At 73.7% G+C, this 14,602-nt stretch carries 10 protein-coding genes; 4 read left to right on the top strand and 6 right to left on the bottom strand.

The window, feature by feature from the left end; genetic code table 11:
• Positions 1-85: 85 nt before the first annotated feature.
• Positions 86-496 (bottom strand): CoA-binding protein, encoded by a 411-nt coding sequence (locus ABT123_RS02970; protein ID WP_351308859.1) that lies wholly within the window; start codon positions 494-496, stop codon positions 86-88.
• Positions 497-607: 111 nt separating this feature from the next.
• Between ABT123_RS02970 and ABT123_RS02965 the strand changes: the two genes are divergently transcribed.
• Positions 608-1,237 (top strand): YigZ family protein, encoded by a 630-nt coding sequence (locus ABT123_RS02965; RefSeq protein WP_351308856.1) that lies wholly within the window; start codon positions 608-610, stop codon positions 1,235-1,237.
• 17 nt (positions 1,238-1,254) lie between these two features.
• Here the strand turns inward: ABT123_RS02965 and ABT123_RS02960 are convergent, their stop codons facing one another.
• From ABT123_RS02960 to ABT123_RS02945, 4 genes are all read right to left on the bottom strand, one after another.
• Positions 1,255-2,337 (bottom strand): trypsin-like serine peptidase, encoded by a 1,083-nt coding sequence (locus ABT123_RS02960; protein WP_351308853.1) that lies wholly within the window; start codon positions 2,335-2,337, stop codon positions 1,255-1,257.
• A 1-nt stretch (position 2,338) separates the two neighbouring features.
• Positions 2,339-3,508, bottom strand: coding sequence for a trypsin-like peptidase domain-containing protein (locus ABT123_RS02955; RefSeq protein WP_351308850.1), 1,170 nt, complete (start codon positions 3,506-3,508; stop codon positions 2,339-2,341).
• A gap of 5 nt (positions 3,509-3,513) precedes the next feature.
• Entirely contained in the window at positions 3,514-7,722 is a 4,209-nt protein-coding gene (locus ABT123_RS02950; RefSeq protein ID WP_351308847.1) for a hypothetical protein, read from the bottom strand.
• Positions 7,723-7,842: 120 nt separating this feature from the next.
• Positions 7,843-8,715 carry a DNA/RNA non-specific endonuclease gene (locus ABT123_RS02945; RefSeq protein WP_351308844.1) on the bottom strand — a complete coding sequence of 291 codons (873 nt, stop codon included), beginning with the start codon at positions 8,713-8,715 and terminating at the stop codon, positions 7,843-7,845.
• A 144-nt stretch (positions 8,716-8,859) separates the two neighbouring features.
• Here ABT123_RS02945 and ABT123_RS02940 point away from each other — a divergent pair, with 144 nt between their 5' ends.
• From ABT123_RS02940 to ABT123_RS02930, 3 genes are all read left to right on the top strand, one after another.
• Complete coding sequence (locus ABT123_RS02940; RefSeq protein WP_351308841.1) at positions 8,860-9,708, top strand: caspase family protein; 849 nt, start codon at positions 8,860-8,862, stop codon at positions 9,706-9,708.
• A gap of 183 nt (positions 9,709-9,891) precedes the next feature.
• Positions 9,892-11,058, top strand: a complete 1,167-nt coding sequence (locus ABT123_RS02935) for an exonuclease SbcCD subunit D (protein ID WP_351308838.1) — start codon at positions 9,892-9,894, stop codon at positions 11,056-11,058.
• Entirely contained in the window at positions 11,055-14,081 is a 3,027-nt protein-coding gene (locus ABT123_RS02930) for an AAA family ATPase (RefSeq protein ID WP_351308835.1), read from the top strand. The genes ABT123_RS02935 and ABT123_RS02930 overlap by 4 nt, the downstream gene beginning before the upstream one ends.
• Here ABT123_RS02930 and ABT123_RS02925 read toward each other — a convergent pair.
• Positions 14,071-14,517, bottom strand: coding sequence for an Lrp/AsnC family transcriptional regulator (locus ABT123_RS02925; protein ID WP_351308832.1), 447 nt, complete (start codon positions 14,515-14,517; stop codon positions 14,071-14,073). The two genes, ABT123_RS02930 and ABT123_RS02925, sit on opposite strands and share 11 nt — an antisense overlap.
• Positions 14,518-14,602 lie beyond the last annotated feature (85 nt).

The raw sequence follows: 14,602 nt of genomic DNA, 5'->3' as shown, positions 1-14,602 counted from the left end.
AGAACGGAAGAGCAGACAGCAGAAGAACAGACGTGATGAAACGCTCGAGTACATCACACGGCTGTCCGACTGCTCGGCTGCCCTCCTATCGGACGAGCGCCGGGATCTCGATTGCGGGGCAGCGGTCCATCACCATGTGGAGGCCCGCCGCCCGGGTCCGCTCGTACGCCGCCTCGTCGACCACACCGAGCTGGAACCAGACGGCCTGCGCCCCCGCCGCCGCGGCCTGGTCGGCCACCGGGCCGGCCAGCGCGCTGTTCACGAACACATCGACCACATCCACCGGGAACGGGATCGCCTCCAGCGAGGGGTAGCCCTGCTCGCCGTGGACCGTCTCGGCCTTCGGGTGGACCGGGATCACCCGCTTGCCGAACCGCTGGAGGACCTGCGCCACCCCGTACGCCGCCCGGTCGCGGTTGTTGGACAGGCCCACGACCGCCCAGGTGTCGCCGAGTTCGGTGAGGATGGTCCGGATGGTTGCCGGGTCGCCGTACACGCGTGCCGCCTCCTGCTGCTGGCGGGGCCGGCCCGCTGCCGGCCCGCACCAGGGATCAACGGCCGGGACGCGGGTCCGATTCCCCGCCCCCGCTCCGCTTAGGGTGGAGAGGTGAAGGCAGACCAGTACGTGACGGTCGCCCGGGAGGGCGTACACGAGGCGGAGATCAACCGCTCCCGGTTCATCTGCGCGCTCGCGCCCGCCGCGACCGAGCAGGAGGCGCAGGAGTTCGTCGCCCGCATCCGCAAGGAGCACCCCACCGCCACGCACAACTGCTACGCGTACGTGATCGGGGCGGATGCCTCGGTGCAGAAGGCCAGCGACGACGGCGAACCGGGCGGCACCGCCGGTGTGCCCATGCTCCAGATGCTCACCCGGCGCGACATCCGCTACGCGGTGGCCGTGGTCACCCGCTACTACGGCGGGGTCAAGCTGGGGGCCGGCGGGCTGATCCGCGCGTACGGCGGGGTGGTCGGCGAGGCCCTGGACGCGCTCGGCACCGTCACCCGGCACCGGTACCGGCTGGCCACCGTCACCGTGGACCACCAGCGGGCCGGGAAGACCCAGAACGATCTGCGCTCCACCGGCCGCACCGTGCTGGACGTCCGCTACGGGGAGGCCGTCTCCCTGGACATCGGCCTCCCCGAGTCCGACATCGACTCCTTCCGGGCCTGGCTGGCCGACACCACCGCCGGCACCGCCGGATTCGAGCTCGGTGGCGAGGCGTACAGCGAGGGGTAGAGGGGAGAGGGCGCGGGTCAGACCCAGTTGACCTCCGCCCGCTCCAGCAGCGGGTCCTCGGTCAGCGCGAACAGCGGCACGGCGAAGTTGCCGGACCGGAACCTGCCGCCGAAGTGCAGCCCCAGCACCCGGTGATCGGCCAGGTCGAAGACCGGGGAGCCGCTGTTGCCGCCCAGCGTGGAGCAATCGTGGGTCATCGTGAGCCCGTCCGGGAGCAGGGCCGTCGCCGTGCCCGGCTGGAGCCGCTTCACGTTGTAGATGTCCATGAAGATCCGGCTCATCGCCTCGGGCTCGTTGCGGCGGCCGTCTGCCGCCGGGTATCCCACCACGTACACGGGCCGGCCGGCCAGATCCGGCGGGGCGTCCGCGGCGACCGGCAGCGGGGTGGGCAGCGTTCCGCCGCCGCCCGAGGCCGGGGCCACCCGCAGCAGCGCCATGTCCACCTCCGGGTGGATGCCCAGCACCTCGGTGACCGCGAACTCGAAGGAGCCGTCGGACGCCGGCGCGCCCAGTTCCTCCGCCGTGTCGATGCGCGCGCCCATGCCCGGGCGGAAGGAGAACCCGCCCCGGCCGTCGGCGCGGGTGAACTCGCCGGCCACATGCCGGTTGGTCATCACCACGTCCGGCGACACCAGGAAGCCGGTGCCCAGCCACTCCAGATCCGGATGGCCGGTCACCTCCACCCGGCCGACCCGGGCGAGGGACTCGCGGATGCCGGCCCGCTGGCCGTCCAGGACCGCCCAGTCGCCGGCCTGCGGGGCGAAGTCCCGGCCCTGGACCAGGATCGCCGGCCGGCCCTCGAGCAGGACGATCGCCTCCAGCCCGAAGTACTCGTCCTCGTCGACGTCGTCAGAGCGGCCCGCGGCCAGCTTCTCCAGCCCGCGCACCCCCGCCTCCAGCACCCTGGCCCGCTCCTCATGGGCGGCCCGCTCGACCTGCGCGGCGCTCGCCTCCTGCGGCGGGTAGGCGTCCTCGGGCACGGCGGACTCGGAGACCTCCGCCTCCGCTTCCAGACCCTTGCGTACACGTGCGGCGACCTCCAGCAGGTCTTCGCGGAAGACCTGCTCGGGCCCGGTCGCCACCGGGGAACCACCGTGCATCTCACACCTCCTGGGGTTGCCGGGGCCGGCTCAGGGCGGACTGGGCCGCCGTGATCTCGGCGTGGACCTGCGGGCTGTGTTCCTGCAGGTGCCGCATGAGGGCGCTCAGTTGGGTGCCCACGTTCACAAAGGCCGTGCTCTTGCCCTGGAAGCTGACGTCGGAGACACGGCGGGTACCGCGGTGCAGGGCCACCACCGTCCAGTCGTCGGTGAGGACGGGCGAGCCGGAGGAACCGCCCCGGGTGTCGGTGAAGTAGCGCAGGTCCTGCGCGTCCGCCTCGAAGACCAGGTTGTTGCGCAGGGCGATCCGCTTCGGCTCCCCGCCCGGGTGCTGGATGATGTTGACCGCTACGGGTACGTCCGGGGTCACCGTCAGCGGCTCGGTGGCCACCCGCAGGAAGGGCCGGGGCGGCGCGTCCGCCAGCCGCAGGACCGCGTAGTCGAGCTCCTCGTCCCAGGCCAGGAGTTCGCTGGCGGGCAGCTCGGCGGTGGCGCCGGAGTCCCCCTCGTCCTCGGCGAGGTAGTCGAACCGGGAGCGGGAGCCCAGGGCCTGGAGCCGCAGGTCCGCCGGGTCCACCACGGGGCGCTCGCCGGCGGTGCGCTTGCGGGCGTTGACCACGTGGTGGTTGGTCACCAGCAGGCCCGGGGCGATCAGCCAGCCCGTGCCGGTGTGCGGCAGGGCCAGCGGCTGGAGCGGGGCGCCCGCGGCATACGGGAGCACCTTGACCCGGGCCACCGAGGTGCCGGCCAGCGCGCCGCCGCCGAGGAACTCGAACGGCACCGTGTCGTCCCGGAAGACGATCTCCTCCTTGGTCTCCCCGGTGGGGAGGTCCGGAGCCACGTCGGGCTCGCCCGCCGCATCGCGCACCACCCGGTCCAGGGCGTCCTGGAACACGTCCCGGGCGGCGGCGTCGCTGAGCTGGGCCACGGCGTTCCGCAGCCAGACCGCCAGCGGCACGCTGCCGTCGATCAGCCGCTCCACCCGGTTCATCTCGTTCAGGTCGGAATGGACCTGCTGGCCGGGCGCCGGGAGCATCGGCAGCGAGCCGCGGTACTTCGGGAGGATGCCCTCGAAGAGCAGCCGCCGCAGCATCGGATCGGTCAGACCCTGCTCCACGGCAATGTCGCGCAGCCGCACGATCTCGTCCTGCGGGAGATACGGGTCGCTCATGTCGATCAGGCCGCTCGGTGGCCGTTCCCTTCCGCCGTGCCCCCGCTGGTCCCCGCTGTCCCACCGGTCGCCCCTGCTGCGCCTCCGGTCGACCCCGCTGCGCCTCCGGTCACCAGGCCGGCGGGCGTACCGGGCCCGGGCGCACCGGGCCCGGGGGCGGCGGCGACCGGGACGAGGCCGGGCGGGGTGGGGCCGGAGCTCATGGCCGCCGCCACGCCCGAGACCAGTTCCCCGCTCCGGTCGTCCAGGTTCAGCAGCCGCCGGGCCAGCCGGTCCAGGGTGCCCCGGCGCTGTGCCTCGCGCAGGATGCCCGTCACCCCGGTGTGCGTGCCTCCGGTTCCGGGCCTCGCGTCCGGCGGGCCCACCGCGTTCTCCAGCAGGCTCCGCAGCGCGTCGCGCAGCTCGGGCCGCTGGGCCACCGCCTCCCCGATCGCCTGCTCCAGGGTGTCCAGTACCGCCTGCTCGCCGTCCGGCAGGCCCACCACGTCCAGGGTGTGCTCCAGGACCCGCGGATGGTCGTGGGACACCTCGGCCGCCGCGGCCCGCACCAGGGCGGGCTGTTGGACGAGTTCGGCGTCGGGCAGCCGGCGCAGCCGGTCCGCGAGCCGGTCGCCGACCTCCGGATCGGGCCGCTCCGCTGCCGCGCCCAGCCGGACCCGGGCCAGCAGTGCCCCCATGGCCTCGAAGTCCCGGCCGAGGCCGGTGGCGATCTCCTCGGCCTCCGCCAGATCGTCGAAGGCCTCGCCCAGGTCGCCGTCCGCCTCCGCCAGCCGGGCGGACAGCAGCAGCAGTTCCAGCTGGAGTTCGGGGAAACCGGCCTCGTCGGCGCGGTCCGCGGCCTCGTCCGCGGCCTTCCTGGCCTCCGTACGGTGGCCCTGCCGGTCCAGGGTCTCCACCCACAAGGGGTGCAGGGGGCTGCCGGCGGTCCAGGGCCGGCGTTCCGCCAGCCGGGCGGCGGCTGCGTCCGTGTACTCCTGGGACAGCAGGTCCTCAACCTCCCGGGCGGCGATCCGCTCCCAGTCCTCCTGGTCGGCCTCCGCCATCACCTCGTCGGGGGTGTGGCCGCCCAGGTGCCCGGCCAGGTAGGCGGCGGAGCGGCCCGCCATGTCCGGGTGGGCCCCGCCGAGATACCGCTCCACCCCGGGCAGCCAGCGCTGCTCCACCGTGCGCGGGCTCTCGTTGAGCCGCAGCCGGTGGTAGATCTCCTCGGCCCGGGCCTCCGGCCCCTCGCGGGCCGCGTAGTAGACCACCGCCCGCTGGCCGACTGCCCGCATCAGGTCCGTCCGGCCCCGGTCGGCCAGCCGCAGCATGATGGCCCGCAGGTCGGAGCGGTGCCGGATGGCGCCGGGTCCGGCGGACTCCACGAGGTCGAGCCGGGACAGCAGGTCGAACAGGCGGTCGGCCGCCTCCGCCGTGTCCACCCGGAGCCCGCACGGTTCGGCGAGCACCTCCCGGATCAGCTCGGGGGTGATGCTGCGCAGGGCCAGCCCCGCCTGGGCCAGGGCGCGGACCTCGTCGTCCGCGATGCGCTTGAGGATCCGCTCGTACAGGGTGCCCTGGATGAGCATCTGGTCGACCTTGCGGAAGAAGTGCCGGCGGCGGGCGGGCAGGCTCTCGATGAGCTCGCTCACGGACTCCGCCCCGGCGCCCTCCTGTACGGCGGCCCGCGCGGCCAGTTTCAGGCTCAGCGGGTGTCCGCCCACCCGGGCGGCGAGCTCCTCCGCGAGCCGTTCGTCGGTCACCCCGCCGGCCACCAGCAGGGCCACCGCGGCCTCCGGGTCGAGTTCGCCGAGCTCGATGGTCCGCGGCTGGACCACCCGGGCCGGGTGGTCGGCCAGCAGCCGTCCGGACACGACGTTCCGCAGCCGGGGGTGGGCCGCCTGGAGGGCGTACCAGACCGCCCAGAGCCGGCCGAGCACCGGTGAGCCCCGGTACTGGGCCGCCTCGAAGGAGTCGATCACGAGCACCAGTGGCGGCTGCGGCCGGTCCGGCGGAATGCCCACCGCCGCGACGACCAGCGTGCCGAGCCGGCGGGCCAGGTCGGCCTCGTGGGCGGCGGTCTGGGCGTGCAGCCCGGAGGACGACTCCCGGCCCAGGGTCGCCCGGGTGGTGGACAGCCGGAAGAGCTCGTCCACGGCGCCCTGCTCCACCCGGTGGGCTCCGGCGGTCTCCTCGCACTCCTGGGCCAGCGCGTCGAAGGCCACCCGGTGGTCGGGGTACTGGATGCCGAGCTGGCGGGCCATTTCGGCGACCAGGGTGGCCGGTTCGTGCACGGACAGGGTGGGCCGCTCGAAGTCCACGTACGCGAAGGGGAACCCGGACGGAAAATCGCGCAGGCTGTCCAGCAGGAATTTGGCGAGCAGGGTGCTCTTGCCGATGCCGCCGAGCCCGTGGATCAGCAGGGGCGGCACCGGCCCGCTGCCGATGGTCCTGGTGACGCTCTCCCGGGCCTGCGCCAGCCGGCCGTGCAGCGAGTCGGGCGGCAGCCCGATGTAGGCGCGCAGCTCGGCGAGTTCCTGGGAGCGGCCCTGGAAGGAGTCCCGTACGAGGCGTTCCAGGGGATCCAGCAGCCGGGCCCGCTCCAGCCGCCGCTGCACCACCGCCGTGTCGGGGATGCCGGTGATGCCTGGGATCTGGGCGAGCCACAGCACCGCCTGGAGGGTGTGCGGCAGTTCGTCGAGGTGCTGGCCGGGCAGATCCGGGGGAGTGCCGCCGAGATAGGCGAGGGCGGTGCGTTCGGGGCCCGGGCCGGGCGGGATCTGGTCCTGGTTGGCGAGCAGGGCCAGCCGGGCCTGGTCGGGGCCGGTGAGGCTGCGCAGCGCGGTGTCGCGGATCTCCGGTTTGAGGACCCAGGTGAGGGTGGACCGGGTGCCCACGGCCCGGCAGTCGTGGACCAGCTCCAGGTCCGCCCGGCCGGTGGGTTCCGCCTCGCCGGGCAGCCGCAGCCGGGAGGGGTCGAACCGGGTGAGCAGACAGGCGGCCTCCCGGTAGGCCTGCCGGAGGTCCGGCACGGGTGCCGGATGCGGGGCGGTGGCGGCGGCGCACAGCCGCTCGCGCAGCCGGGCGCCGAAGTCCTCGCCGGGCGCGAGGGACCGGTACAGCCGGACGGTCTCCTCGGCGGCGGTGCACACCTTGCGCATGTAGCTGTCTCCGCCCGGGGTCCGGGCGGCGTCCAGCACGGTCGGGACCACCGTCTCCACCAGGGCGGTGACCCCGTGCTCGTCGGGCGGTGCGGTGGCGGCGGGCGCCGCGGTCTCGGTGAAGAACTGCCGGAAGAACTGCTGGAGGTCGTCGGCCCCGGCCGCCCGGGCGGTGTCCCGGACCTCGTTCTTGCGTATCTCGTACGGGAGCTGCCGGATCGTCGCCGAGTAGCCGAGGAGCACCAGCCGCGGGGCGGTCTGCCGGCGGACGGGGGTGTGTTCGTAGATGGCCAGGGCGAGCTTGCCGATGCAGTCCCAGACGTCGGAATTGACGTCGAGCTTGTCGCACTCGTCCAGGACCAGCCAGAACTGCTCGGTGGCGGCGGTGGCCTGGCTGACGATGCGGTGCACCGCCGCGTCCACCGAGGGCAGTGGATCGTTCAACTGTGTGGGATTCAACGGCGAGATGCCCAGGCGCGGGTCGGCGACGAACTCGGCGAGCCGCTGGACCACCTGCTCGGCCGTCGAGGTCCGGTTGAGCGTCACCCGCACCGGGCGGAATTCACAGTGCACACCGAGATGGCGAATGAAGTTGTAGGTGTAGGAACGGCCGCTGTCCGGGTCCCCGTCCACCACCAGAACCGTTTTGTCGGGGTCTTCGACGAATTCCCTGAGCCGTTTTCTCAGTTCCAGCCGGTCGATGAAGACCTCGGTGCCGTTCTTCAGTACGCCGGCCAGATAGTGGTCCCGCGGGGAGGTGTGCAGCCGGGTGGCGTCGTCCAGCTCCCGCTTCAACCGCAGTACCACTTCACCTGCGGGAATGGAGGTCAGTGAGTCGAGCCGGGCGAGCGTGTCGAGCAGCAGCTGCTGGGATTGGACCCCCTTGTTCCGCACGGCCTCGACCAGCGCCACGGCCTGTTCGCTGCTCGATCCGGATTCCCCGAAAGGGATGTCCCCCACGAATTCCTCGGAGAAACCGAATTGGACCAGGCGGGCGCGCGGGGAACCGACGATGAAAAGGTGGTCCCGGACCCATTCCGTGACGAGGTCCCATTCGGTATCGGTGAGCGACATAGCGCACCTGCACAGCCGCCGCAGCGGAGCGGCGAGACGGACTGCTGATACCAGTCATCGTTTCACTCGCCCCACTCCGCTGCAAGGCGGCCGTGCGCGGCGCGGAGCCCTGGCTCCGGCTCAGCTCCGCACGATCACGTCGTCGAAGGACTCCAGCCGCTTCCACCGTTCCGCGGGTGCCCGGGTGACCGGCATCAGGTCCGCCTCCGGCAGCGGTCCGAAGTCGAGACCGGTGAGTTCGGCGATGTCCGTGACCGGTACCTGGAACGTACGGAAGGGGCCAAGCGGCGGCGGGTCGCCCGCCTTCGCCCCCGCCATCGCCCGCTCGTAGTCCCGGCTCAGGTCCGGGCTCTGGTCGAGGATGTACCCGGTGGAGGCCAGCCGGCCGTCCTGGAGGAACGCGGCCACCTTCCAGAACCGCATCGGGACCTGGATGCCCCGGTACGGGGGGTCGGAGTCGTGCAGCACCGGGCCGGTCATCACGCTGAGCTTGCGGTCGAACTGGGCCGCATGGTCCAGGAGATGGTTCTCCAGGCCCTGCCACAGCTGCTTGCCCTGGTTGAACACATCCGCCTGGGGCGCGGCGTTGGTGTAGCGGAAGGTGTCGGTGTTGGCGCGGTGGGCCTCCGCGTTCGCCCCCCAGACCGGGTCGAGGCGCCGGACCAGATGGCCGCGGTCGAGGCTGTTGTTGCGGTAGATGTCGTTCCCGGCCTGCTGGGACTCCGGCACCCGGGGGTCGAACTCCCAGACGTCGTCGCGGGGCACATCCTCCAGCAGCTTCGCGCCGTCGATGCAGACCGCGGTGGCCGCCGCCAGCCTGCGGTCGGGGCGCAGGACCACGGTGAAGTGGGTGTAGGGGAGGGTGACGGTCCGCAGGCCGTTGCCGGTGGGCAGCGGCAGCGGCACCACCGGCCCCAGGAAGGCCTCGTCGTAGCCGGTCCGGTCGGAGAGGGAGTCCGCCCGGGCTCCCGGGGGCGTCTCGATTGCGTTCATGTGATGGAAGTACCGCGGATGTGCGGGCCTTCACGGTGTGGCGCAACGGGCCACCCGAACAGCGGCCACCCCTGATTCGGACGGCCCCGGGCACGGAAACCATGCTCTCGACCCCCGCTGTCCCCCCGCGCCCCAGGAGTCACCGTGCCCGTTGGTCTGTCCCTCCACGTAGGCCTGAACCAGGTCGATCCCGCCCAGTACGACGGCTGGGACGGCAAGCTCGTGGCCTGCGAGAACGATGCCCGTGACATGGCCGAGGCGGCCCGGTCCAACGGGTTCGAATCCACCGTGATCCTCACCGACGACGGCACCGTGGAGAACATCACCGCCGCCCTGCGCGAGGCGGCCGGCCGGCTCCGCACCGGGGACATGCTGCTCTTCACCTACTCGGGCCACGGCGGCCAGATCGACAACCTCGCCGGCTCGGACGACGAACCCGACCGGCAGGACGAGACCCTGGTCTTCTTCGACCGCCAGTTCCTCGACGACGAGCTGTACCGCGAGCTCCAGCGGTTCGAGCAGGACGTGCGGATCTTCGTCCTGCTGGACTGCTGCCACAGCGGCAGCGCCATCGAATCCGTCCGCGAGCTGCTCACGCCCCAGGCCCTGCAGACCCAGTTCCAGACCCGCGACCCGGGCCGCATCGAGGCCGCCTCCCGGCTGATGCCCCTGCTGAAGCAGCAGCAGATCGCCGCCCGGGACCGGTCCTTCTACACGGAACTCCAGCGCGAGCTCAAGGACGGGAACGGCGACGGCGCGGCGCAGAACGCCGTCCTCATCGGCGCCTGCCAGGACAACCAGCTCGCCTCCGACGGCGAGATCAACGGCCTGTTCACCGAACAGCTGCTGACCGTGTGGCGCAACGGGGCCTTCCGCGGCGACTACCGCACCTTCCACCGGGACATCCAGAAGCGGATGCCCGCCATCCAGAGCCCCAACCTCTACACCACCGGCCGGCCGACGTTCCTCGGCCAGAAGCCGTTCACCATCTGATCGCCATCTGACTCTGGTCCCGGCACCGGCGCGTTACTGTGGTGGGTGCCGTCCGCCGCACGCCTTCCGGGCCGCGCACGGCCCGGAAGCGCAAGGAGCGGACAACATGCAGGTCGGGGCGGGTGTGGGGGCAGCCATCGGGATGCCGGGCAAGGGCGCAGCGGGGGCTGCGGTGGCAGGGCCGTGAGGTTCCTGCACACCTCCGACTGGCACCTCGGCCGGACCTTCCACCGCGTCGGCCTGCTCAGGGCGCAGGCCGCCTTCATCGACCACCTGATCGACACCGTGCGCGAGCAGGCCGTCGACGCCGTCCTCGTGGCCGGCGACATCTACGACCGCGCCGTGCCGCCGCTGCCCGCCGTCGAGCTCTACGACCGGGCCCTGCACCGGCTCGCCGAGCTCGGCGTGCCCACCGTGATGATCTCCGGCAACCACGACTCCGCCCGCCGGCTCGGCGTCGGCGCCGGGCTCATCGGCCGAGCGGGCATCCACCTCCGCACCGACCCGGCCGGCTGCGCCGACCCCGTCCTGCTGGCCGACGTACACGGGGACGTGGCCCTCTACGGGCTTCCGTATCTGGAGCCCGCCCTGGTCAAGGATGCCTTCGCGGCCGAGAAGGTCAGCCACGAGGCGGTGCTCGGCGCCGCCATGGACCGGGTCCGCGCCGACCTCGCCGGCCGGGCCCCCGGCACCCGCTCCGTGGTCCTCGCCCATGCCTTCGTCACCGGCGGGCAGCCCAGCGACAGCGAACGCGACATCACCGTCGGCGGGGTCGAGGCCGTGCCCGCCGCGGTCTTCGACGGAGTGGACTACGCCGCCCTCGGCCACCTCCACGGCTGCCAGACCATCACCGACCGGGTCCGCTACTCCGGCTCCCCGCTCGCCTACTCCTTCTCCGAGGCCGATCACCGCAAGACCATGTGGCTGATCGACCTCGGCCCCGCCGGGGAACTCACCGCCGAACGCATCGACACCCCCGTGCCCCGGCCACTCGCCCGGCTCCGCGGCCACCTCGACCGGCTGCTCGACGACCCCGCCCTCGACGCGTACGAGGACTCCTGGGTGGAGGCCACCCTCACCGACCCGGTCCGCCCCGAGGACCCGATGGCCCGCATCGCCGCCCGCTTCCCGCACACCCTCAGCCTGGCCTTCGACCCCGAGGGCCGGCCCGAGGAGGGCACCGCCTCCTACGCCCAGCGCCTCATGGGCCGCAGCGACCAGCAGATCGCCGAGGACTTCGTCGCCCACGTCCGCGGCGGCGGCCTGCCCGACGAGGCCGAGCGCAGCGTGCTGCGCGAGGCCTTCGACACGGTCCGCACCGACACCGCGGTCGAGGAGACCGCCCGATGAGGCTGCACCGGCTCAAGGTCACCGCCTTCGGCCCCTTCGCCGACCTCCAGGAGATCGACTTCGACGCCCTCTCCGGCGCCGGCCTCTTCCTCCTCCACGGCCCCACCGGCGCCGGCAAGACCTCCGTCCTGGACGCCGTCTGCTACGCCCTGTACGGATCCGTGCCCGGCCCCCGCCAGGCCCCCGGCACCCGGCTGCGCAGCGACCACGCCGATCCGGGCACCCCCACCGAGGTCACCCTGGAGCTCACCGCCGGCGGCCGACGGCTGGAGATCACCCGGCGCCCCGAACAGGACCGCCCCAAGAAACGCGGCACCGGAACCACCCGCGACAAGGCGCAGTCCTGGCTCCGCGAGCACGGCACCGACCACACCGGTGAACCCGGCTGGCAGGCCCTGTCCCGCTCCCACCAGGAGATCGGCGAGGAGATCGAGCAGCTGCTCGGCATGAGCCGGGAACAGTTCTGCCAGGTGGTGCTGCTCCCGCAGGGCGACTTCGCCCGCTTCCTGCGCGCCGATGCCGAAGCCCGCGGCCGGCTGCTCGGCAGGCTCTTCGACACCCGCCGGTTCGCCGCCGTGGAAACCCTGCTCGCCGACCGCCGCCGGGCCGCCGAGGCCAAGGTCCGGGCCGGGGACGAGAAGGTGCTGGCCACCGCCCAGCGGCTGGCCCAGGCCGCCGGCGACACCGCCGACCTGCGCGCCTGGCCGCTGCCCGGCCTCGCCCCCGGGGACCCCGGCCTGGCCGGAGCGGTCCGGTCCTGGGCGGCCGTCGCCCGCAGCGGAGCCCGCGAACGGCTGACGATCGCCGAGTACGCCGTGACCGCCGCCGAGAGCCGCCACCATGCCGCCCGCCGAGACGCCGAGGAGGCCCGCGAACTCGACCGGCTCCAGCGCCGGCACGCCGACACCCTCGCCCGGGCCGCCGTACTGGACGCCGCCGCACCCGAACGCGACCGGGTCCGGGACCGGCTGGACCGGGCCCGTCGGGCCGCCCTGGTCCGCCCCGCCCTCGAACTCCGCGAGGCCGCGACCGCCGCCCACCGCGCGGCCGGCCGCGCCGAGACCGAGGCCCGCGGCCAGCTGCCGGCCCCCCTCGCCGAAGCCGGCACCGAACAGCTCGGCGCCCTCGAACGGAAGCTCCGCGAGGACCTCGGCGCGCTCGGCGCCGCCCACCGCGCCGAACAGCGCAGCGCCGAGATCGGCCGCGAGCGCGCCGCGCTGGACCGGGAGGCCCGCTCCGCCGAGGAACTCCTCCAGGACGACGCCGGCTGGCTGGCCCGCTGGGACGCCACCCGGGCCGGCCTGCGGGACCGCGTCGACTCCGCCCAGCAGGCCGCCACCCTCGCCGAACAGCTCGCCGGGGCCCTGGAACCCGCCCGGCTCCGGCTGGACGCCGCCCGCCGCCGGGACACCCTCGCCGCCGAGGCCGACACGACCGCCGGCGAGCTGCTCGCCGCCCGGGAGGATTCCGGGGCGGCGAAGGAACGCTGGCTGGAGCTCAAGGAGGCCCGGCTGCGCGGCATCGCCGCCGAACTGGCCGGGGCACTGGTCGCGGGCGAGGCCTGCACCGTGTGCGGCTCGGCCGAGCACCCCGCGCCGGCCCGGCCGGCCCCCGGCCATGTCGACCGGGCCGCCGAGGACGCCGCCCATGCCCGCTACGAGCTGGCCGAGGAACGCCGGGCAGCGGGCGAGCGCCGGCTGGCCGCCGTACGCCAGGCCGGAACCGAGGCCGCAGCCGCCGCCGGGGACACCGCCACCGCCGAACTGCTCACCCGTACGCAGGAACTGGCGGCCCGGCACGCCGAGGCGCATGCCGCGGCGACCGGACTGCACGCCGCCCGCGAGGCCCTCGCCGCTGCCGAACGCGAGCACGCCGCCCGCAGCGAGAACCGGCAGCAGGCCGAACGCCTCGCCGCCGCCCGCGCCTCCCGGCGCGAGGCCCTCGAGCGGGAACAGGCTGCCCTGGAGGCCGAACTTCTCCTGGTCCGGGGGGACTCGGGCAGCGTGGCCGAGCGGGCCCGGATTCTCTCGACGCGGGTCCGGCTGGTGGCCGGGGCCGCGGAGGCCCTGCGGCGTGCCGAAGCGGCGGCCCAGCGCCTGAAGGAGGCCGACGACCAGCTGTCCGACGCCGCCTTCGCCGCCGGATTCGACACCACGGACGAGGCCGCCGACGCCGTCCTGCCCGAGTACGAGCGTGCCGCGCTGCAACGGCGGCTGGACGGCTGGCAGGCCGAGGAGGCACTGCTGGCCGACCGGTTCGCGGAGGCCGACACGGCCGCGGCGGCCGGGCTGCCTCCCGCCGACCCGGCCCGCACCGAGGCCGCCGCCGACCGGGCCGCGACCGGACTGCGGGCCGCCGGCTCGGCCTGCGACGCCGCCCGGGTGCGCTGCGCCGAACTGGACCGGCTCTCCCGGCAGGCCGAAACGGAACTCCGGGCCCTGGGCCCGCTGCGCGAGGCCTATGACCGGGTGGCCCGGCTGGCCGCGCTGACCGCCGGCACCTCCGCCGACAATGAGCGCCGGATGCGGCTGGAGGCCTATGTGCTGGCCGCCCGGCTGGAGCAGGTCGCCGCCGCCGCCACGGTCCGCCTCCTCCGGATGTCCGGCGGCCGGTACACCCTCGTCCACTCCGATGCGCGGGCCGGCGGACGCGGACGCTCCGGGCTGGGCCTGCACGTGGTGGACGCCTGGACGGGCAGCGAGCGGGACACCGCCACCCTGTCCGGCGGCGAGACCTTCTTCGCCTCCCTCGCGCTGGCGCTCGGGCTGGCCGACGTGGTCACCGACGAGGCCGGCGGAATGCGGCTGGACACCCTGTTCATCGACGAGGGCTTCGGCAGCCTGGACGAACAGGCCCTGGACGAGGTGCTCGACGTACTGGACTCGCTGCGGGAACGCGACCGCAGCGTCGGCATCGTCAGCCATGTCGCCGACCTGCGCAGCCGGGTGCAGGCCCGGCTGGAGGTGGTCAAGCAGCGCGGCGGCTCGGTGGTCCGGCACCGCACCGGGCAGCTCACGGGCTGAGCGGGCGCCGGGGCAGGGGCGAGGAGTACACGATGCTCGTGGTCACCGGCCCGAGGCCGGAGATCCGGCCGGTGACCTCCTCCAGATGGGCCATCGAGCGGGCGGCGACCTTCAGCACGAAGCAGTCGTCACCGGTGACGTGATGGGCCTCCAGGATCTCCGTCGCACTCTCCAGGAAGTCGTGGAACGGCTTGTAGTTGCCGTGCGGATAGCGCAGCCGGACCAGCGCCAGGATGGACTTGCCGAGCTTCTCCGGGTCGACCACCGCCGTGTAGCCGGTGATCACCCCGGCCTCCTCCAGGCGGCGGACCCGCTCGGTGACGGCACTGGCGGACATCGCCACGGCCCGGGCGAGCTCGGCGAAGCTCGCCCGGCCGTCGCGCTGGAGGGCCTCAAGGATGCGCCAGTCCGTGGCGTCGGGGGAATAGCCGGTCATGCGGCAGGGATAGCAGGGGAATCCCCGGTCCAGCAAGTGATACGCCGGGGAAAGCCACTTCCTGGAGTTGATCAACGGTCGTAGA

This window comes from Streptomyces sp. NPDC002054 (assembly GCF_040296685.1).
Taxonomy (GTDB): domain Bacteria; phylum Actinomycetota; class Actinomycetes; order Streptomycetales; family Streptomycetaceae; genus Streptomyces.
This window is presented reverse-complemented; position numbering and strand designations above follow the sequence as displayed.

Excerpts from the sequence above, each read along its gene's own strand:
- ABT123_RS02945 (WP_351308844.1), bottom strand. The coding sequence starts at position 8,715 with ATGAACGCAATCGAGACGCCCCCGGGAGCCCGGGCGGACTCCCTCTCC.
- ABT123_RS02955 (WP_351308850.1), bottom strand. The coding sequence starts at position 3,508 with ATGAGCGACCCGTATCTCCCGCAGGACGAGATCGTGCGGCTGCGCGAC.
- ABT123_RS02925 (WP_351308832.1), bottom strand. The coding sequence starts at position 14,517 with ATGACCGGCTATTCCCCCGACGCCACGGACTGGCGCATCCTTGAGGCC.
- ABT123_RS02950 (WP_351308847.1), bottom strand. The coding sequence starts at position 7,722 with ATGTCGCTCACCGATACCGAATGGGACCTCGTCACGGAATGGGTCCGG.
- ABT123_RS02930 (WP_351308835.1), top strand. The coding sequence starts at position 11,055 with ATGAGGCTGCACCGGCTCAAGGTCACCGCCTTCGGCCCCTTCGCCGAC.
- ABT123_RS02960 (WP_351308853.1), bottom strand. The coding sequence starts at position 2,337 with ATGCACGGTGGTTCCCCGGTGGCGACCGGGCCCGAGCAGGTCTTCCGC.